This is a genomic window from Methylobacterium sp. TK26 (genome assembly GCF_055361565.1).
Window position 1 is genome coordinate 504,764 of the sequence record NZ_CM143965.1, and the last position, 18,731, is coordinate 523,494.

General features: G+C 71.4%; 17 protein-coding genes. 16 read left to right on the top strand and 1 reads right to left on the bottom strand.

The annotated features are described in order from the left end of the window. Positions 1–4: 4 nt before the first annotated feature. The 14 genes from bchB (at position 5) to ACXJ1Y_RS02615 (ending at position 16,570) form a co-directional block, all read left to right on the top strand. Positions 5–1,576 (top strand): ferredoxin:protochlorophyllide reductase (ATP-dependent) subunit B, encoded by a 1,572-nt coding sequence (gene bchB / locus ACXJ1Y_RS02550; protein WP_463848611.1) that lies wholly within the window; start codon positions 5–7, stop codon positions 1,574–1,576. Further along, the gene (locus ACXJ1Y_RS02555; RefSeq protein ID WP_463848612.1) at positions 1,551–5,255 is read left to right on the top strand and encodes a magnesium chelatase subunit H; all 3,705 of its coding nucleotides are present in this window, start codon (positions 1,551–1,553) and stop codon (positions 5,253–5,255) included. Before bchB ends, ACXJ1Y_RS02555 begins: the two co-directional genes overlap by 26 nt. Then, entirely contained in the window at positions 5,252–6,145 is an 894-nt protein-coding gene (bchL, locus tag ACXJ1Y_RS02560) for a ferredoxin:protochlorophyllide reductase (ATP-dependent) iron-sulfur ATP-binding protein (RefSeq protein ID WP_463848613.1), read from the top strand. Before ACXJ1Y_RS02555 ends, bchL begins: the two co-directional genes overlap by 4 nt. Further along, a complete protein-coding gene (gene bchM / locus ACXJ1Y_RS02565; protein ID WP_463848614.1) occupies positions 6,145–6,855 on the top strand; it encodes a magnesium protoporphyrin IX methyltransferase in 711 nt (236 codons plus the stop codon). Before bchL ends, bchM begins: the two co-directional genes overlap by 1 nt. Next, positions 6,852–8,243 (top strand): BCD family MFS transporter, encoded by a 1,392-nt coding sequence (locus ACXJ1Y_RS02570; RefSeq protein WP_463848615.1) that lies wholly within the window; start codon positions 6,852–6,854, stop codon positions 8,241–8,243. The genes bchM and ACXJ1Y_RS02570 overlap by 4 nt, the downstream gene beginning before the upstream one ends. A gap of 18 nt (positions 8,244–8,261) precedes the next feature. Continuing rightward, entirely contained in the window at positions 8,262–9,041 is a 780-nt protein-coding gene (gene puhA, locus ACXJ1Y_RS02575) for a photosynthetic reaction center subunit H (RefSeq protein WP_463848616.1), read from the top strand. Further along, a complete protein-coding gene (gene puhB / locus ACXJ1Y_RS02580) occupies positions 9,038–9,688 on the top strand; it encodes a photosynthetic complex putative assembly protein PuhB (RefSeq protein WP_463848617.1) in 651 nt (216 codons plus the stop codon). Before puhA ends, puhB begins: the two co-directional genes overlap by 4 nt. A gap of 10 nt (positions 9,689–9,698) precedes the next feature. Further along, positions 9,699–10,193: a photosynthetic complex assembly protein PuhC gene (gene puhC, locus ACXJ1Y_RS02585; RefSeq protein ID WP_463848618.1), complete on the top strand. Its 495-nt coding sequence runs from the start codon at positions 9,699–9,701 to the stop codon at positions 10,191–10,193. Beyond that, positions 10,193–10,489 (top strand): O2-dependent cyclase accessory protein, encoded by a 297-nt coding sequence (locus tag ACXJ1Y_RS02590; protein ID WP_463848619.1) that lies wholly within the window; start codon positions 10,193–10,195, stop codon positions 10,487–10,489. Before puhC ends, ACXJ1Y_RS02590 begins: the two co-directional genes overlap by 1 nt. Beyond that, positions 10,486–11,550: a magnesium-protoporphyrin IX monomethyl ester (oxidative) cyclase gene (gene acsF, locus ACXJ1Y_RS02595; RefSeq protein ID WP_463848620.1), complete on the top strand. Its 1,065-nt coding sequence runs from the start codon at positions 10,486–10,488 to the stop codon at positions 11,548–11,550. The genes ACXJ1Y_RS02590 and acsF overlap by 4 nt, the downstream gene beginning before the upstream one ends. 1 nt (position 11,551) lies before the next feature. Next, on the top strand, positions 11,552–12,340 hold the full coding sequence (gene puhE / locus ACXJ1Y_RS02600; protein ID WP_463848621.1) for a putative photosynthetic complex assembly protein PuhE: 789 nt from the start codon (positions 11,552–11,554) through the stop codon (positions 12,338–12,340). Between the two features lie 134 nt (positions 12,341–12,474). After that, the gene (gene hemA, locus ACXJ1Y_RS02605; protein ID WP_463848622.1) at positions 12,475–13,692 is read left to right on the top strand and encodes a 5-aminolevulinate synthase; all 1,218 of its coding nucleotides are present in this window, start codon (positions 12,475–12,477) and stop codon (positions 13,690–13,692) included. Between the two features lie 224 nt (positions 13,693–13,916). After that, positions 13,917–14,927 carry a magnesium chelatase ATPase subunit I gene (gene bchI / locus ACXJ1Y_RS02610; RefSeq protein ID WP_463848623.1) on the top strand — a complete coding sequence of 337 codons (1,011 nt, stop codon included), beginning with the start codon at positions 13,917–13,919 and terminating at the stop codon, positions 14,925–14,927. Further along, positions 14,924–16,570, top strand: a complete 1,647-nt coding sequence (locus ACXJ1Y_RS02615; RefSeq protein WP_463848624.1) for a magnesium chelatase subunit D — start codon at positions 14,924–14,926, stop codon at positions 16,568–16,570. The genes bchI and ACXJ1Y_RS02615 overlap by 4 nt, the downstream gene beginning before the upstream one ends. Before the next feature lie 5 nt (positions 16,571–16,575). Here ACXJ1Y_RS02615 and ACXJ1Y_RS02620 read toward each other — a convergent pair whose 3' ends face one another. Beyond that, positions 16,576–16,719, bottom strand: coding sequence for a hypothetical protein (locus tag ACXJ1Y_RS02620; protein WP_463848625.1), 144 nt, complete (start codon positions 16,717–16,719; stop codon positions 16,576–16,578). A gap of 242 nt (positions 16,720–16,961) precedes the next feature. Between ACXJ1Y_RS02620 and bchO the strand changes: the two genes are divergently transcribed. Beyond that, a complete protein-coding gene (gene bchO / locus ACXJ1Y_RS02625) occupies positions 16,962–17,870 on the top strand; it encodes an alpha/beta fold hydrolase BchO (protein ID WP_463848626.1) in 909 nt (302 codons plus the stop codon). A gap of 65 nt (positions 17,871–17,935) precedes the next feature. After that, a complete protein-coding gene (locus tag ACXJ1Y_RS02630) occupies positions 17,936–18,709 on the top strand; it encodes a gamma-glutamyl-gamma-aminobutyrate hydrolase family protein (protein WP_463848627.1) in 774 nt (257 codons plus the stop codon). Positions 18,710–18,731: the final 22 nt, after the last annotated feature.

Consider the following 18,731-nt stretch of genomic DNA (forward strand, 5'->3'; position numbering starts at 1 on the left):
GGCCATGCAGCTCACCCTCTGGACCTACGAGGGTCCCCCTCACATCGGCGCGATGCGCGTGGCGACCGCCATGAAGGGTCTCCACTACGTGCTGCACGCGCCGCAGGGCGACACCTATGCCGACCTGCTGTTCACGATGATCGAGCGGCGGGATCACCGCCCGCCCGTCACCTACACGACCTTCCGCGCGCAGGACCTCGGGCGGGACACGGCCGAATTGTTCAAGACCGCCTGCGCCCAGGCCTATGCCCGGTTCCAGCCGCAGGCGATGATCGTCGGCGCCTCCTGCACCGCCGAGTTGATCCAGGACGATCCGGGGGGCCTCGCCAAGGCGCTCGACCTGCCGGTGCCGGTGATCCCGCTGGAACTGCCGGCCTACCAGAAGAAGGAGAACTGGGGGGCGTCGGAGACCTTCTACCGGCTGGTCCGCGCCCTCTCCGGTCAGTTCGAGAAGCGCCCCGCCGGCAGCCGCCCGCTGTGCAACATCCTCGGGCCGACGGCTTTGGGCTTCCGCCACCGGGACGACCTGATCGAGATCCGCCGCATCCTCGCCGACCTCGGCATCGACGTGAACGTCGTGGCGCCGATGGGCGCGAGCCCCGCCGACCTCGCCCGCCTCGGCGCGGCCGACTTCAACGTGGTGCTCTATCCCGAGACCGCCCGCTCGGCCGCCGAGCACCTGAAGCGGGCGCTGGGCCAGCCCTTCACCAAGGAAATCCCCATCGGGGTCGGCGGCACCCGCGCCTTCGTGGAAGAGGTCGCGGCTTTGGCCGGCGTCGATCCGGCGCCGGTCCTCGACGGCGAAGGCTCGCGCCTGCCCTGGTACTCGCGCTCGGTCGATTCGACCTACCTGACCGGCAAGCGGGTCTTCGTGTTCGGCGACGCCACCCATGCGCTCGGCCTCGCCCGGGTCGCGACGAGGGAACTCGGCTTCAAGCTCGTCGGGCTCGGCACCTACACCCGCGAATTCGCCCGCGAGGTCCGCGCCGAAGCGCAGGCCCACGGCATCGAGGCGACGATCACCGACGATTACCTCGACGTCGAGGCCGCCATCCGCGCCGCCGCGCCGGAACTGGTGCTCGGCACGCAGATGGAGCGCCACGTCGCCAAGCGGCTTGGCCTGCCCTGCGCCGTCGTCTCGGCGCCGGTCCATGTGCAGGACTTCCCGGCCCGCCACTCGCCGCAGATGGGGTTCGAGGGCGCCAACGTCCTGTTCGACACCCTCGTCCACCCGCTGATGATGGGTCTCGAAGAGCACCTTCTCGGCATGTTCCGGGAGGATCCCGAATTCCACGATGGCGTCGGGCCGTCGCATCTCGGCGCTGCGCCGGACGTGCGGCCCGAGGCCGTGGAACGGGTGCCGGCTTCCTCCCCTCCGACACCGGCACCCGTTTCCGAGGCAAGCGGCCCGATCGTCCTCACCTGGGCGCCCGACGCCGAGAAGGAACTGAAGAAGATCCCGTTCTTCGTGCGCGGGAAAGCGCGCAGCAACACGGAGACTTTTGCCCGCGAGCGGCGGCTCCCGCTCATCACCCTTGAGACCTTGTACGATGCAAAAGCGCATTTCGGCCGCTAGGCCAGACATCCGCGTCGTCATCGTCACGCTCGACAACCATTTGGCGAGCGCGGTGGAGCGGGCGCGCCTGCGCCTTCGCGGCGCCATGCCGGGCCTGCACCTCGCCTTCCACGCCGCCGCCGAGTGGGACAACGACCCCACCGCGCTGGAAGCCTGCAAGGCCGACATCGCCCGCGCCGACATCGTCCTCTCGGCGATGCTGTTCCTCGACGAGCATGTCCGCGCGATCCTCCCCGCCCTGAAGGCGCGGCGGGATTCCTGCGATGCCATGATCGGCTGCCTTTCGGCGAGCGACGTGGTGAAGACCACCCGGCTCAACCGCTTCGACATGAGCGGCACGAAGCGCAGCGCGCTGGATTTCCTCAAGAAGCTGCGCGGCAAGCCGGGCGCCGAGGGCAACGCCGCGAGGCAGATGGCCCTCGTCCGCAAACTTCCAAAGATCCTGCGCTTCATCCCCGGTTCGGCGCAGGACGTGCGGGCCTACTTCCTCACCCTGCAATACTGGCTCGCGGGCTCGGACGAGAACGTCGCCGCGCTGATCCATTTCCTCGTGCAGCGCTACGCGGCGGGCGAGCGGGCGGTCTGGCGCGAACTTCCGGCCGCCCCGTCGCCGCTGCACTATCCCGAGACCGGCCTCTACCACCCCCGCATGACGGGCCGCGTGGCCGAGGATGCGGCGCGCCTGCCCCGGCGCCAGGGCACGAAGGGCCGCGTCGGCCTGCTGCTGATGCGCAGCTACGTGCTCGCCGGCAACACCGCCCATTACGACGGGGTGATCGCCGCCATGGAGGCCAAGGGCCTCGACGTGGTGCCGGCCTTCGCCGCCGGCCTCGACAACCGCCCGGCGGTGGACGCCTTCTTCATGGCCGACGGGCGGCCGACCATCGACGCCCTGGTCTCCCTCACCGGCTTCTCGCTGGTCGGCGGCCCGGCCTACAACGATTCGAAGGCGGCCGAGACGACGCTCGCGCGGCTCGACGTGCCTTACCTCGCCGCCCACGCCCTGGAATTCCAGACGATCGAGCAATGGGAGGCGGGCGCGCGCGGCCTCTCCCCGGTCGAGGCGACGATGATGGTCGCCATCCCCGAACTCGACGGCGCCACCGCGCCGACGGTGTTCGGCGGCCGCTCCATCGCGTCCGGCGCCGACAACGCCCGCGACATGCGCGCCCATCCCGAGCGCGTCGCGCAATTGTCGGAGCGCGTCGCCCGGCTCGTCGCCCTCCGGCGGACGGCCAAGGCCGCCCGCAAGGTCGCGGTGGTGCTGTTCAACTTCCCGCCGAATGCCGGCGCCACCGGCACCGCCGCCTTCCTCTCCGTCTACGCCTCCCTCCTCAACACCCTGAAGGGGATGAAGGCCGACGGCTATAGCGTCGAGGTGCCCGACAGCGTCGATGCCCTGCGCGACGCGATCCTCGCCGGCAATGCCGGCCGCTACGGCACGCAGGCCAACGTCCACGCCCGCATCCCCGCCGAGGACCATGTCCGCCGGGAGAAGCACCTCGCCGAGATCGAGGCGCAATGGGGCCCGGCGCCGGGCCGCCACCAGAGCGACGGCGCGGGCCTGTTCGTGCTCGGCGCGCAGTTCGGGAACGTGTTCGTCGGCGTGCAGCCGGCCTTCGGCTACGAGGGCGACCCGATGCGGCTGCTCTTCGAGAGCGGCTTCGCCCCGACCCACGCCTTCAGCGCCTTCTACCGCTACCTGCGCGAGGATTTCCGCGCGGACGCCGTGCTGCATTTCGGCACCCACGGGGCGCTCGAATTCATGCCCGGCAAGCAGACCGGCCTCTCGGAGGCCTGCTGGCCGGAGCGGCTGATCGGCGCGATGCCGAACGTCTATCTCTACGCCGCCAACAACCCCTCCGAGGGCACGCTGGCCAAGCGCCGCTCGGCGGCGACGCTGGTGAGCTACCTGACCCCGAGCCTCGCGGCGGCCGGGCTCTATCGCGGCCTCCTCGACCTCAAGAGCAGCATCGAGCGCTTCCGGGGCCTCGACGCAGAGGCCACCATCGAGCGCACCGACCTCGCCGCCCTCATCCAGGCGCAGGGCGCGGCCGTCGATCTCGTGCCGGCCGAGCCCGCCTGGGACGGCGACTTCACCGCCCGCGTCGGCGCCCTCTGGGCCGCCGTCAGCGAACTCGAACAGACGCTGATCCCGTACGGCCTCCACGTCGTGGGCGAGGGCGTGCCGGCGGAAGAGCGCGCCGACCTCCTCGCCGCCGTGGCGGAAGCCTCGCACGGGCTGAAGCCGGAGCGGGCCGCGATCCTCGCCCTGGTGGCGGGGGAGGGCGCCGAGGCGGCGATGCGCCTCTCGGGCCTGCCCGCGACCGACGAGAACCGCGCCGCCTTCGCGAGCCTCGCCGAGACCGACGCGCTGCTCTCGACCGATCACGAGGTGGCCGGCATCCTCACCGCCCTCGACGGGCGCTTCGTACCCCCGGTGGCGGGCGGCGATCTGCTCCGCAGCCCGGCGATCCTGCCCACCGGCCGCAACATCCACGGCTTCGACCCGTGCCGCCTGCCCTCCGCCTTCGCGGTGGCCGACGGCGCGCGGCAGGTGGCCCGCATCCTCGCCCGGCACGCCGAGGAGGGGAAACCCCTGCCCGAGAGCGTCGCCATCGTCCTGTGGGGCACCGACAACCTCAAGAGCGAGGGCGGCCCCATCGCCCAGGCGCTGGCGCTCCTCGGCGCCGCCCCGCGCTTCGACGGCTACGGCCGGCTCGCGGGCGCCGAGTTGATCCCGCTCGAAACGCTGGGCCGCCCGCGCATCGACGCGGTCGTCACCCTCTCGGGCATCTTCCGCGATCTGCTGCCGTTGCAGACCAAGCTCATCGCGGAGGCTTGCTTCCTCGCCGCCACCGTCGACGAGCCGGTGGAGCAGAACTTCGTCCGCAAGCATGCCCTCGCCATCCAGGCCGAGCAGGGTTGCGACATCGAGACGGCGGCGCTCCGGGTCTTCTCGAACGCCGAAGGGGCCTACGGCGCCAACGTGAACCACCTCGTGGATTCCGGCGCCTGGGACGACGAGGACGAGCTGTGCGAGGCGTTCTCCCGCCGCAAGAGTTTTGCGTATGACCGCTCCGGCAAGCCGGCGCCGCAGCGGGCCTTGATGAAGGCGGTGCTCGCCTCCGTCGATCTCGCCTACCAGAACCTCGATTCCGTCGAGGTCGGCGTGACGAGCGTCGATCATTACTTCGACGGCCTCGGCGGCATGGGCCGCGCCGTCGCCCGCGCAAAGGGCGAGGCGGTGCCGATCTACATCAGCGACCAGACCCGCGGCGAAGGCCGGGTCCGCACCCTGCCGGAACAGGTCGCCCTGGAAACCCGGACCCGGATGCTCAACCCCAAGTGGTACGAGCCCCTGCTCGGCCACGGCTACGAGGGCGTCCGGCAGATCGAGGCGCATCTCACCAACACGGTGGGCTGGTCGGCCACCGCCAACGCGGTGCAGCCCTGGATCTACGAGCGCATCACCGAGACCTTCGTCCTCGACCCGGCCATGCGCGAGCGCATCGCCTCCCTCAACCCCACCGCCTCCGCCAAGGTCGCCCAACGGCTGATCGAGGCTCACAAACGCGGCTTCTGGACCCCCAACGCGGAGACCCGCGACGCCCTCGACCGGGCGGAGGAGGAACTGGAAGACCGGCTGGAAGGCGTCACAGCAGGAGTGGCCGCATGAACATCGCCATCCGCAATCCCGTCCCCGTGCGGAAGGAGGAGGGAAGCCTGCAGGTCGCCCTCGATCCCGATCTGAAGATCGACACCGCGAAGGTCTTCGCCGTCTACGGCAAGGGCGGCATCGGCAAGTCGACCACCTCGTCGAACCTGTCGGTGGCCTTCTCGAAGCTCGGCAAGCGGGTGCTCCAGATCGGCTGCGATCCGAAGCACGACTCGACCTTCACCCTCACCAAGCGCCTCGCCCCCACGGTGATCGACGCGCTGGAATCCGTGAACTTCCACTCGGAAGAGTTGCGGGTCGAGGACTTCGTGGTCGAGGGCTACAACGGCGTGATGTGCGTCGAGGCGGGCGGCCCGCCGGCGGGCACCGGCTGCGGCGGCTACGTCGTCGGCCAGACGGTGAAGCTCCTGAAGGAGCATCACCTGTTGGAGGACACCGACGTCGTGGTGTTCGACGTGCTGGGCGACGTGGTGTGCGGCGGCTTCGCCTCGCCCCTCCAGCACGCCGACCGGGCGCTGATCGTCACCGCCAACGACTTCGATTCGATCTTCGCGATGAACCGGATCGTGGCCGCGATCCACGCCAAGTCGAAGAATTACGGCGTGCGCCTCGGCGGCGTCATCGCCAACCGCTCGGCCACGACCGACGAGATCGACCGGTTCAACGATGCGGTCGGCCTCAAGCGTCTCGCCCACTTCCCCGACCTCGACGTGGTGCGCCGCTCGCGGCTCAAGAAGTCGACGCTGTTCGAGATGGATTCGTCCCCCGAACTCGACGCCGTGACCGCCGAGTACATGCGCCTCGCCGAGACCCTCTGGGCCGGCGGCGAGCCCTGCGAGGCGGCCCCGATGAAGGACCGCGACCTGTTCGAGTTCCTGGGGTTCGACTGATGGCCAGCGCCAGCTACGACGCCCGCCGGGGCGAACTCACCACCTATTTCGACCGCACCGCCGTCGAGGCGTGGTCGCGGCTGACCTCGGACGCGCCGGTCAGCAAGGTCCGGGCGACCGTCCGGGCCGGGCGGGACGCGATGCGCGGCACGCTGCTCTCCTGGCTGCCCGCCGACATGACCGGCCTGCGCCTGCTCGATGCCGGCTGCGGCACCGGGGCACTCTCGGTGGAGGCGGCCAAGCGCGGGGCGGAGGTCGTCGCCATCGACGTCTCCCCGACGCTGATCGGGCTGGCGCGGGAGCGCCTTCCCGCGATCACCGGCGCCGGCCGCATCGATTTCCGCGTGGGCGACATGCTCGATCCTGGCCTCGGCCGGTTCGACCATGTGGTCGCGATGGATTCGCTGATCCATTACCGCGCCGCCGACATCGCCCGCGCCCTGGCCCGGCTCGCCGAGCGGACGGACAACTCGGTGCTGTTCACCGTCGCGCCGCGCACCGCCCTGCTGACCGTGATGCACGCGGCCGGGAAGCTCTTCCCCCGCGGCGACCGCTCGCCGGCCATCGTGCCGGTGACGGAGCGTGGCCTGAAGCGCCGCATCGCCTCGGAGGCCGCCCTCGGCGGCTTCGCCTGGGCGCAGAGCCACCGGGTGAACAGCGGGTTCTACCTGTCGAACGCCGTGGCGCTGACGCGGAGCGCGTCGCGATGAACCTCACCCGCACCCTCATGCGCCTCGGCCCGTCGATTCTGCCCTTCGCGGATGCGGCCACCGTCGAGCTGCCGATGGGGCGGTTGCTGCGGCTCGCCCTGTTCCAGGTCACGGTCGGCATGGCCGCCGTGCTGCTGATCGGCACCCTGAACCGGGTGATGATCGTGGAACTCGGCGTGCCGGCCTGGGTCGTGGCGGTGATGCTGTCGCTGCCGCTGGTCTTCGCGCCCTTGCGGGCGATCGTCGGCTTCCGGTCGGACACGCACCGCTCGGTGCTGGGCTGGCGGCGGGTGCCCTACATCTGGTTCGGCACGCTGCTGCAATTCGGCGGGCTGGCGATCATGCCCTTCGCCCTCCTGATCCTGTCCGGCGACACGACCGGCCCGCTCTGGATCGGAGACGTCGCGGCGGCGCTCGCCTTCCTCCTCGTCGGCGCGGGGCTTCACACCACGCAGACGGTGGGTCTCGCGCTCGCCACCGACCTCGCCCCGGCGCATGCCCGGCCGAAGGTGGTGGCGCTGCTCTGCGCCGCGCTCCTGGTCGGGATGATGGCGAGCGCAGTGGTCTTCGGGCTGGCACTTTCGAACTTCTCGCAGGTGCGGCTGATCCAGGTGATCCAGGGCGCGGCCCTCGTCACCATCGTGCTGAACGGCCTCGCCCTGTGGAAGCAGGAGCCGCGCGACCCCAACCGCAGCCGCGAGGCCCCGCGCCAGAACTTCAAGGAATCCTGGCACGCCTATGCCGGCCAGGGCCATGCCCGGCGGCGGCTCATCGCCATCGGCCTCGGCACGGCGGGCTTCTCGATGCAGGACATCCTGCTCGAACCCTATGGCGGGCAGATCCTCCACCTGCCGGTGGCGGCCACCACCGCGCTCACCGCCATGCTGGCGGCGGGCGGCGGCCTCGGCCTGCTCGTCGCCGCGCGCTGGCTGAACCGGGGCGGCGATCCGTTCCGGGTCTCGGCGGCCGGCGCCGGCATCGGCATCCTCGCCTTCTCGGCGGTGGTCTTCGCCGCACCGCTCGCCTCGCAGAACCTGTTCGCCGTCGGCGTCACCCTCATCGGCCTCGGCGGCGGCCTCTTCGCCCACGGCACGCTCACCGCCTCCATGGAGAAGGCCGGGCCGGAGGATACCGGGCTGGCGCTCGGTGCCTGGGGAGCGGTGCAGGCCACCGCCGCCGGGCTGTCCATCGCCGCCAGCGGCATCGTCCGCGATGTCGGCGCCGCCATCGCCCAGACCGGCATCCTCGGCGAGGGGATGAACGAGCCGGCCATCGGCTACCTCATCGTCTACCACATCGAGATCGCGCTCCTGTTCGCCGCCCTCGTGGCCCTCGGGCCGCTGGTGCGCAGCAGCGAGCGTCGCCGGCTCATCGAGAGAACCGCCTGAAGCCAGGGGGAGGATCACATGCCAACGGGTGCCTTGACCGGATATGTCGACGTCGCGCAGGTCGTGCTCTACGCGTTCTTCCTGTTCTTCGCGGGGCTGGTCTTCTACCTGCGCCGGGAGGACCGCCGCGAGGGCTACCCCCTCGAGGACGAGGCGGTTGGCCTGCGCCACGCGCACAACCCATTCCTGATCCCTTCCTCCAAGACCTTCCGCCTGCCCGGCGGCGAGGAGACCTTCGCCCCGCAGGCGATGCAGGGCCGCACGGACATCGAGACCGGCATCCCCGCCCGCAAGGTCGAGCCGTGGCCCGGCGCCCCCTACGAGCGCACCGAAGCCTCGCTCGCGGCCGGCGTCGGCCCCGGCTCCTACGTCATCCGCCACGACGTGACGGACAAGACCTGGGAGGGCGAGGACCGGATGGCGCCCCTGCGGATCGCCACGAACTTCGTGGTCCACGAGCAGGGCCCGAACCCCCTCGGCATGACCGTGTTCGGCACCGACAACGCGGTGGCGGGCGTGGTCGCCGACCTGTGGGTCGACCGGGGCGAGTCCCTGGTGCGCTACTACGAGGTGGAGCTCACCGACGGCTCCCGCCGGCTGATGCCGTCGGTCTTCTGCCGCGCCGGGCGCTTCACGCGGACGGTGAAGTCCGAGGCGCTGCTCGCCGAACAATTCGCGGGCATCCCGACGACCAAGAACCCCGATGCCGTGACCTTCCTCGAGGAGGAACGGATCATGTGCTACTTCGGCGCCGGCACGCTCTACGCCACGCCCGAGCGCGCGGAGCCGATCCTGTGAGCGGCGGCGACTTCCTCCCCGAGGGCACCCTGCGCGGGATGCCCGGCCCGCTGCCGCGCGGCGAGCGGCTGCTCTGGCAGGGCGCGCCGACCACGGCCGGCGTGTTCGTGCGGGTATTCCACGCCCGGCTCGTCGCCCTGTGGTTCTGCGCCTGGGCGAGCATCTTCGCCGCCGGGGCCGGCTCGCCGGTCCGCGCGGCGGTCACGGCGGGCGCTGTCCTGCTGACGGGCGCCGCCGCGCTCGGGTTGCTGTGGCTGCTGTCGTGGCTCACCCACCGCACCACCGTCTACACGATGACCGACCGGCGGGTGGTGCTTCACGCGGGCATCGCCCTGCCGGTGACGCACAACCTGCCCTTCGCGCAGATCGAGAACGGCGCCCTGCGCGCCTTCGGCGACGGCAGCGGCGACATTCCGCTGCGGTTGCAGCCGGGGCTGCGGATCGCCTACCTTCATCTTTGGCCGCATGCGAGGCCCTGGCATGTCTCACGCACCGAGCCCATGCTCCGCTCGGTGCCGGAGGCCGAATCGGTCGCCCGTCTCCTGGTGCAGGCGTTGAACGCCTTCGCCGAGGATGGGGAGCCGCTGGTGCCGGTGGTCGTCGCACGGCCCAAGCCGCAGGCGCCTCGCCTCGTGGCGGCGGAATAGGGAGGACGCGATGGGTGGAGCCATCCCAGGCAGGGGGCTGCGACGGTCGGAGGTCGGGCCGGTGCCCGCCCTGCTGCTGATCGGCGCGGGCGCGCTCCTCGGCTTCACCATGCTCGCCGTGGCCATCGGCCGGGGCGAGGGCGTCGGCCTGACGCAATTGCCCCCCGCCAAGCCGGTCGCCCGCCTCGAATTCCGCGCCGAGGATCAGGCGGACGGCTCCATCGCCCTGCGCAACGCCGCCGACAGCAAGGTCGTCGCCTGGATCCGCCCCGGCGAGGACGGCTTCGTGCGCGGCACGCTCCGGGGCCTCGCCCAGGCCCGCCAGCGCGACGGGCTCGGCCGCGAGCCGCCGTTCAGCCTGACCCGCTTCGACGACGGCCGCCTCGACCTCGCCGACGAGGCGACGGGCCGGCACGTGCCCCTCGAAGCCTTCGGCCCGACTAATTCCGGCGCCTTCGCACGGCTGCTGCCGGGGCAGGGCGCCCCGGCGACGGAGACCCGCTGATGGGCTGGCCCGGCTCCCGCACCGTCACCGTGCCCTGCACGGTCGAACTCGAGAACACGCCCGAGAGCCTGCACGCGCATGTCACCCTCGATGCCGGCTTCGACATCGAGCCCGGCGACGAGGTGCAGGTCCACGACGCGCCGACGCAGGTGCCCTACGGCGAGCGCCTCACCGTGCGCCGCACCGCCACCGTGGTCCGGGCCGGCGCGCTGGAGCGCGCCTGGACCAAGCTCATCGCCCATCTTGAACTGACCGAACTCTACGAGGTCAGCTTTTCCGAACGGAGGACGCTGTGAACGCTCCCGTCCCGAAGTTGCCGATCAACGAATCGACCAAGGCCGCCCAGGAGACGACCTTCCTGTCGCCGCGCTTCTACACGACCGATTTCGTGGAACTGGACCGGACGAACGTCGAGCCGGTCCGCCGCGATTGGGACGTGCTGATCGCCGAGTTGAAGGCGGACCCGAACAAGCGCCACTTCACCCGCAACGAGGAGTTCGATTGCGACCTCTCGGCCATGGAGCCGGAGCTGCGCAAGGAATTCCTCGACTTCCTCGTCTCCTCGATCACCGCCGAGTTCTCGGGCTGCGTGCTCTACGCGGAGATGCGCAAGCGCGCGAAGAACAAGGACATCAAGGAGCTGTTCGGCCTGATGAGCCGTGACGAGGCGCGCCACGCCGGCTTCATCAACGACACGCTCAAGGATTTCGGGATCGGCGTCGATCTCGGCTTCCTCACGAAGTCGAAGAAGTACACCTTCTTCAAGCCGAAGTTCATCTTCTACGCCACCTACCTCTCCGAGAAGATCGGCTACGCCCGCTACATCACGATCTACCGGGAACTGGAGAAGCACCCGGAGCGGCGCATCCACCCGATCTTCAAGTGGTTCGAGAAGTGGTGCAACGACGAGTTCCGCCACGGCGAGGCCTTCGCCCTGCTGATGCGCGCGAACCCGAAGCTGACGAGCGGCGTGAACCGCTACTGGATCCGCTTCTTCCTGCTCGCCGTCTTCGCGACGATGTATGTGCGCGACCATCACCGGCCCGCCTTCCACGCGGCTCTGGGCGTCGATCCGAGCGACTACGATTACAAGGTCTTCCGCATCACCTCGGAGATCTCGAAGCAGACGTTCCCGTTGGAACTCGACATCGACAACCCGAAGTTCCGGGCCGGTCTCGACAGGCTCCTCGCCCATTCCCGCGGCATCGCGGCGGCGAAGGCCCGGGGCGGCGTGGGGGGTAAGCTCGCGCAGGGGCTGCACGCGGCCGGCGCCGCGCTCACCTTCGCGCGCCTCTACCTCCTCCCCGTGAAGGCCAACGCCCTCCCGGCCGACATCCGTCTCCAACCGGTCTGGTAGAATGGCGACATACGCCGCCCCGGTCGTCTACGCGGTCCTGCTCTGGTGGTTCTCCACCGGGCTGATCCTGCTCCTCGACCATGCCCCCCGGCGCACCCATCCGTGGAGCATGGCGGCGGCGACGCTGCTGCTCGCCGGGGCGCTGGTGATGGTGCGGGCGAGCGCCGGGGATACGGGCACGGGCGGGGCCTACACGGCCTTCACCGCCGCCCTGGTCGTCTGGGGCTGGCAGGAGATGAGCTACTACATGGGCTTCATCTCCGGCCCCCGGCCGGTGGCCTGCCCGCCCTCGCTGCGGGGGAGCGAGCGGTTCTTCGCGGCGCTGGCGACCAGCCTGTGGCACGAATTCGCCATCGTGATCGGCGGACTCGCGATCCTGGCCCTCGTCTGGGGCCAACCGAACAAGTTCGCACTCTGGACCTACGCCACCCTGGTGGTGATGAACCTCTCGGCCCGGCTCAACCTGTTCCTCGGGGTGCGCAACCTCCATTCCGAGTTCCTGCCGGACCATCTCGGCTACCTCGCCTGCTACCTGACGCGGGCGCCGATGAACCGGCTCTTCCCGGTCTCCGTCACCCTCGGCACCGCCGCCGCCGCCCTCCTCGGGCGGGCGGCGATCGCCGACGAAGTGCTGGCGCATGAACTGATCGGCTTCACGGTGCTCGCGACGCTGATGGCGCTCGCGACCCTGGAGCACTGGTTCCTGATGCTGCCGCTGCCCTCCGCCGCCCTGTGGCGCTGGAGCCTGCCGGGGCGGGGCCTCGACGGCGCGCGCGGCACGCCGGACTGATCCACCGTGCACGGTTTTCGCTCACGCGGGCGCCGTGCACCCCTCGATTTGGAATTCGTCGTATGCGAGTTCTTGAGCGACACGACGCTAACGAAACAAGCGGGCCGAACCTGCTGCAACCGGGGAGTAGAGGAATGGACTACGAGGCCTTCTTCGGCGCCGAGATCGCCGGTCTCCACCGGGAGGGGCGCTACCGCGTCTTCACCGATCTGGAGCGCCATGCCGGCCGCTTCCCCCACGCCACCCACCACCATGCCGGCGGCACGCGGCCGGTGACCGTGTGGTGCTCGAACGACTATCTCGGCATGGGCCAGCACCCGAGCGTGCTCGGCGCGATGCACGAGGCCCTGGACCGCTGCGGCGCGGGCGCGGGCGGCACCCGCAACATCTCCGGCACGAACCACTACCATGTGCTGCTGGAGCGGGAACTCGCCGACCTCCACCGCAAGGAATCGGCGCTGCTCTTCACCTCGGGCTACGTCTCGAACTGGGCGGCTCTGGGCACGCTCGCCTCCCGCCTGCCGAACTGCGCGGTGTTCTCCGATTCCGAGAACCACGCCTCGATGATCGAGGGAATCCGCTTCAGCCGGGCCGAGCGCCACATCTTCCGCCATAACGATCCGGAGGATCTGGACCGCAAGCTCTCCCTGATCGACCCCTCGCGCCCGAAGCTGGTGGCCTTCGAGTCGGTCTATTCGATGGACGGCGACATCGCCCCGATCGGCGAGATCTGCGACGTGGCCGAGAAGCACGGCGCGCTGACCTATCTCGATGAGGTCCACGCGGTCGGCCTCTACGGCGAGCGCGGCGGCGGCATCTCCGAGCGGGACGGCGTCGCCCACCGGCTGGACGTGATCGAGGGCACGCTGGGCAAGGCCTTCGCGGTCCATGGCGGCTACATCACGGCCTCCGAGAAGCTGTGCGACTTCGTGCGCAGCTTCGCTTCGGGCTTCATCTTCACCACCTCCCTGCCGCCCTCGGTGGCGGCGGGCGCGGCGGCCTCGATCCGCCACCTGAAGGAGAGCGGCGTCGAGCGCGCCCGCCATCAGGAGCGCGTCGCCAAGGTCCGGGCCGCCCTGGAGGACGCCGACATCCCGACCATGCCGAACGACAGCCACATCGTGCCGGTGATGGTCTGCGACCCCGTGCTGTGCAAGGGGATCTCGGACACGCTGCTGGACGAGTTCGGCATCTACGTGCAGCCGATCAACTACCCGACCGTGGCGCGCGGCACCGAGCGCCTGCGCATCACGCCCTCGCCGCTGCACACGGACGAGGATATCGGCCATCTGGTCGATGCCCTCACCACGATCTGGGGCCGCATCGGCCTCCGGCAGAAGGCGGCGGAGTAGGAAAACCCGTCGTCCAACCCTCTTCCTGAGGTGCCCGCGCCAGCGGGCCTCGAAGGAGGGCTCCAGGGATCGCACAGCTTTCTGGAGACCTCCTTCGAGGCCTTCGCTCCGCTTCGGCACCTCAGGATGAGGTCGAGTGTGGAAGAATCGCTGACGTCTCTGTCAGGCTCTCAGGATGAGGGCGATGAAGGGGGCGAGGTCGCCCTTCAACCTTGAGCGTGTCCGTGCCCCCCTTTCCCTTCTCGGCCATCGTCGGCCAGGATGAGATGCGCCAAGCGCTGCTGATCGCGGCGGTGGATCCTGCGGTCGGGGGCGTGCTGGTCTTCGGTGATCGGGGGACGGGCAAGTCCACCGCCATCCGGGCCCTGGCCGCGCTCCTGCCGCCGATGAACGCGGTGGCCGGCTGCCCCTACAATTGCGACCCCGCCAGCCCGGCGGACCTCTGCCCGCATTGCGCGGCGGGGCCCCCGCGCAAAGCCCAGAAGAAACCCGTGCCGGTGGTGGACCTGCCCCTCGGCGCCACCGAGGACCGGGTGGTCGGCACCCTCGACCTCGAACGGGCCCTCGGCGCCGGAGTGAAGGCGTTCGAGCCGGGGCTGCTCGCCCGCGCCAACCGGGGCTTCCTCTACATCGATGAGGTGAACCTGCTAGAAGACCACCTCGTGGACCTGCTCCTCGACGTGGCGGCCTCCGGCGTGAACACCGTCGAGCGCGAGGGCCTGTCCCTGCGCCATCCGGCGCGGTTCGTCCTCGTCGGATCGGGCAACCCGGAGGAGGGCGAGTTGCGCCCGCAGCTTCTCGACCGGTTCGGGCTGGCCTGCGAGGTCGCCACCCCCACCGACATCGCCACCCGGATCGCCGTCGTCCGCGCCCGCGACGCCTACGAGCGCGACCCGGACGCCTTCTGCGCCGCCCACGCGAAGGAAGACGCCGCCCTCCGCAAGCGGATCGAGGCGGCGCGCAAGCGCCTCCCCACCGTCTCGGTGCCGGATGCGGCCCTCGAACAGGCGGCCCGCCTCTGCCTCGCGCTGGGCACGGATGGCCTGCGCGGCGAACTCACCCTGATGCGCACCGCCCGCGCGCTCGCCGCCCTCGACGGCGCCGGAACCGTCACCGACGACCACCTCCGCCGGATCGCCCCGGCGGCCCTGCGGCACCGTCTGCGCCGCAACCCGCTCGATGAATCGGGCTCGACGGTGCGCGTGGAGCGGGCGCTCGCCGAGGTGTTTGCGTGACCACGGCCGGCGAGCCGGAGCGCATCTGGGCCGACGCCCTCCTCGCCCTCCGGCTCCTCGCCAGGGACCCGCACGGCCTCGGCGGCATCGTGGTCCGCGCCGGGCCGGGCCCCGTGCGGGATGCCTGGATCGAGCGCCTGCACGACGCCCTCGGGCCGGAGCGCGCCTTCCGCCGGATGCCCCCCGGCATCGGCGACGAGGGGCTTCTCGGCGGGCTCGACCTCGCCGCGACCCTCGCCGCCGGGCGGCCGGTGACGCGGACGGGCCTCCTCGCGGCGGCCGATGGCGGGGTGATCGTCGTGCCCATGGCCGAGCGGCTGGAACCCGGCACCGCCGCGCGCCTCGCCGCCGCCCTCGATATCGGCCGCGCGGGGCCGGAGGGGGCGCCGGCCCGGTTCGGCCTCGTGCTCCTCGATGAGGGACGGGACGACGAGGCCGCCCCCGTCGCCCTGGCCGACAGGCTCGCCTTCCGCATCGACCTCGATTCCGTGCCGCCGCGCGTCGCCCTCACCGAGGGTCGCGCGTGCGAGGAGCCGGAGGTGGAGGAGCCCGATCCGGTCGCGATGCTGTGCACCCTCGCCACGGCCTTCGGCATCGCCTCGACCCGCGCGCCGATCCTGGCCCTGCGGGTGGCGCGGGCACTCGCCAGGGACAACGCGGCCGTGACGGCGGCGCGGCTCGTCCTCGCCCCCCGCGCCGAGCGCCTGCCCGAACCCGCACCGCCGCCGGAGGCACCGCCGGAGAGCGAACGCGAGGACACCCCGCCGGGGCAGGGCGAGGAGCGCGAGCCCGCGCCGCCGGAGGATGTGGTGCTGGAGGCCGTGCGCGCGGCCATTCCCCCGCGCCTCCTCGACCTGCTGCTCGCCGGGGGCCTGCGCCGGTCGGAGGCGAGGGCGGGGCGGGGCGGCCGGCCGGAGGCGGTGTCGCGCACCGGGCGTCCGGTGGGCCACCGGCCCGGCGACCCGCGACGGGGCCGGCTCGACCTGCTCGCCACCCTGCGCGCGGCGGCGCCCTGGCAGCGCCTGCGCCAGGGGGAGGGCCGCCTGCAGGTCCGCCGGGACGACCTGCGCATCCGCAAGCTGCGTCGCCGCGTGGAGACCACGACGGTGTTCTGCGTCGATGCCTCGGGCTCGGCCGCCCTCGAACGGCTCGCCGAGGCGAAGGGCGCCGTCGAGGCGCTGCTGGCGGAAGCCTATGTCCGGCGGGACCGGGTCGCGCTGGTGGCGTTCCGGGGAACGGGGGCGGATCTCGTCCTGCCGCCGACGCGCTCGCTCACGCGGGCGAAGCGCGGCCTCGCGGGGTTGCCCGGCGGCGGGGGCACGCCCCTGGCCTCCGGGCTCGACGCCGCGCTCACCGTCGCGCTCGGCGTGCGCCGGGGCGGGGGCAACGCCGTCGTGGTTGTGCTGACGGATGGGCGGGCCAACGTCGCCCGCGACGGGGCGGGCGGACGGGCGAGGGCCGGGGACGAGGCGTTGCAGGCGGCCCGCGCCCTCCGGCAGGCGGGGCTCCCGGCCCTGGTCGTGGATACCGGCGCCAGGGGCGGCGGCGCGAAGGCCATGGCCGAGGCCATGGCGGCGCGCTACCTCGCGCTGCCCCGGCTCGACAGCGGTGCCATCGGCGCCGCCGTGAAGGCGATCCGGTGAGGGTCCTACGGCTCGCTGGCGATGCCGAGATCGGCGAGGCGCTGGTGATGGGCGATCCAGGATTCGAACGCCCCGCGCAGGAGGGCGGCGAAGTTCCAGCCGGCGAAGCCGGCGGCGGCGTGCTGGCTGGTGGGGACGAGAGGTATCATGACCTGCTCCTGAGGTGGGGGCGCATGTTCTTGTTGAGTGAGCTTAGGGTGCGCCTCATCCCGCATCGCAACAAGCACCTGACGATCACCCGTGCCATGCGGAGATCGCATGGTCTGCCAATGCTTTACGAAATACTTCCACCCATGAACGATACAGCCGGACGCTGGGCCGCCTTGCCCCCCGATGCTGCGATGCGGCAAGATGAGGCGATCCACCCGGCGAATGCTGCGAGGCCCGTGTTGTGAGCGTCGAGACCCGAGACCGGCCGGATTGGGAGCGGGACGGCCACGATTGGCCCCACCGCGCGGCGAGCCGCTTCGCGAAGGCCGGCGGCCTCACCTGGCACGTCCAGGAATTCGGCCCGGCCGACGCGCCCGTGCTCCTGCTCCTGCACGGCACGGGGGCGGCCAACCATTCCTGGCGGGGGCTCGCGCCGCTGCTCGCCGGCCCGTTCCGGGTGATCGCGCCGGATCTGCCCGGCCACGGCTTCACCGATCCGCTGCCGGCCGGCACGCTCTCCCTGCCGGGCATGGCGAAGGCGGTCTCCGCCCTGGTGCAGGATCTCGGGGTGGCGCCCGCAATCGTGGCGGGTCATTCGGCCGGCGCGGCAATCCTGGCGCGGATGTGCCTTGACGGGATGGTCGCCCCGCGCCTGTTCGCGGCGTTCAACGGGGCGCTGGCGCCGCTGCCGGGAGCGGCGAGCTTCCTGTTCCCGAGCATGGCGCGGCTGCTGTTCCTGAACCCCTTCACCCCGCGCCTCTTCGCCTGGACCGCCGACAGCGCCGCCGTGCGCCGGCTGATCGAGGGCACGGGCTCGCGCCTCGATCCGGTGGGGCTCGATCTCTACCGGCGGCTCTTCGCCCGCGCCGGGCATGTCCGGGGGGCGCTCGGCATGATGGCGAACTGGGATCTCGACCGGCTGCACCGCGACCTGCCCCGGCTCGCGACGCGGACGCTCCTGATCGTCGGCGGCGACGACAAGGCGATTTCTCCCGACACCGCCTTCACCCTCGTGAAGCGCCTGCCCGATGCGCAGGTGAAGCTGGTGCGCGGCCTCGGCCATCTGGCGCACGAGGAAGCGCCGGAGCGTGTGGCCGAGATCCTGCTTGAAGAGGCGCGGGCGCTCGGGATCGTGTCGGCCCCGGGGTAGCGCCCGAACTCCGGCGCGCTTACCTGCGTATTCGAAATACAGTCGACAGGGAGAGCGGTGCGAGGATGGGCAGGCCCGTAATCGGCGTGATCGGCAATGCGCGCCTGCTCGAAAATCGCTTCCCGGCCCAGATCGTGGGCATGAACAACCTGCGCGCCCTGGCCGAAGTGGCGGGCGCCCTGCCGCTGGTCTTCGCCGGCTGCCCGCAGGTGACGGATCTCGGCGATCTCCTCGACACGGTGGACGGCGTGCTGCTCACGGGGGGCCGGGCCAACGTCCACCCGCGCCGCTTCGGCCTGCCGGCGGACCCCGCCCACGAGCCCTACGACGAATCCCGCGATGCCCTGGCCCTGCCGCTGGTCGAGGCCTGCGTGGCACGCGGGGTGCCGCTCTTCGGCATCTGCCGGGGTTTCCAGGAGATGAACGTCGCCTTCGGCGGCACCCTCGACCCGGAGATCCGCAACCTGCCGGGCCGGCTCAACCACCGGATGCCGCGCCTGCCGAACGGCGAGTTGCACCCGGATTTCGAGGTGCTGTTCGCGGATCGCCACGACGTGACGCTGACGGAGGGCGGCGTGTTCGCCCAGTTGATCGGCCGCGACCGGATCCGCGTGAATTCCCTGCACGGGCAGGGTATCCGCGAGAAGGGCGAGCGGATCGTCGTCGAGGGCATCGCGGAGGACGGCACCATCGAGGCGATCCGCATCGACGGGGCGCCGGGCTTCGCGCTGGGCGTCCAGTGGCACGCCGAGCACGGCACCGCCACGAGCGACGTCAACCGGCCCCTCGTGGCGGCCTTCGGCCGGGCCGTGGCGGAGAAGGCAGGACCGCACCGATAGGGCGCGATGTCGCCCTCGACAA

Coding starts and splice junctions, on each gene's coding strand:
- bchL (WP_463848613.1), top strand. CDS start 5,252: ATGAACATCGCCATCCGCAATCCCGTCCCCGTGCGGAAGGAGGAGGGA.
- ACXJ1Y_RS02630 (WP_463848627.1), top strand. CDS start 17,936: ATGGGCAGGCCCGTAATCGGCGTGATCGGCAATGCGCGCCTGCTCGAA.
- ACXJ1Y_RS02590 (WP_463848619.1), top strand. CDS start 10,193: ATGGGCTGGCCCGGCTCCCGCACCGTCACCGTGCCCTGCACGGTCGAA.
- puhE (WP_463848621.1), top strand. CDS start 11,552: ATGGCGACATACGCCGCCCCGGTCGTCTACGCGGTCCTGCTCTGGTGG.
- ACXJ1Y_RS02555 (WP_463848612.1), top strand. CDS start 1,551: ATGCAAAAGCGCATTTCGGCCGCTAGGCCAGACATCCGCGTCGTCATC.
- puhC (WP_463848618.1), top strand. CDS start 9,699: ATGGGTGGAGCCATCCCAGGCAGGGGGCTGCGACGGTCGGAGGTCGGG.
- bchB (WP_463848611.1), top strand. CDS start 5: ATGCAGCTCACCCTCTGGACCTACGAGGGTCCCCCTCACATCGGCGCG.
- bchM (WP_463848614.1), top strand. CDS start 6,145: ATGGCCAGCGCCAGCTACGACGCCCGCCGGGGCGAACTCACCACCTAT.
- hemA (WP_463848622.1), top strand. CDS start 12,475: ATGGACTACGAGGCCTTCTTCGGCGCCGAGATCGCCGGTCTCCACCGG.
- ACXJ1Y_RS02620 (WP_463848625.1), bottom strand. CDS start 16,719: ATGATACCTCTCGTCCCCACCAGCCAGCACGCCGCCGCCGGCTTCGCC.
- ACXJ1Y_RS02570 (WP_463848615.1), top strand. CDS start 6,852: ATGAACCTCACCCGCACCCTCATGCGCCTCGGCCCGTCGATTCTGCCC.
- puhA (WP_463848616.1), top strand. CDS start 8,262: ATGCCAACGGGTGCCTTGACCGGATATGTCGACGTCGCGCAGGTCGTG.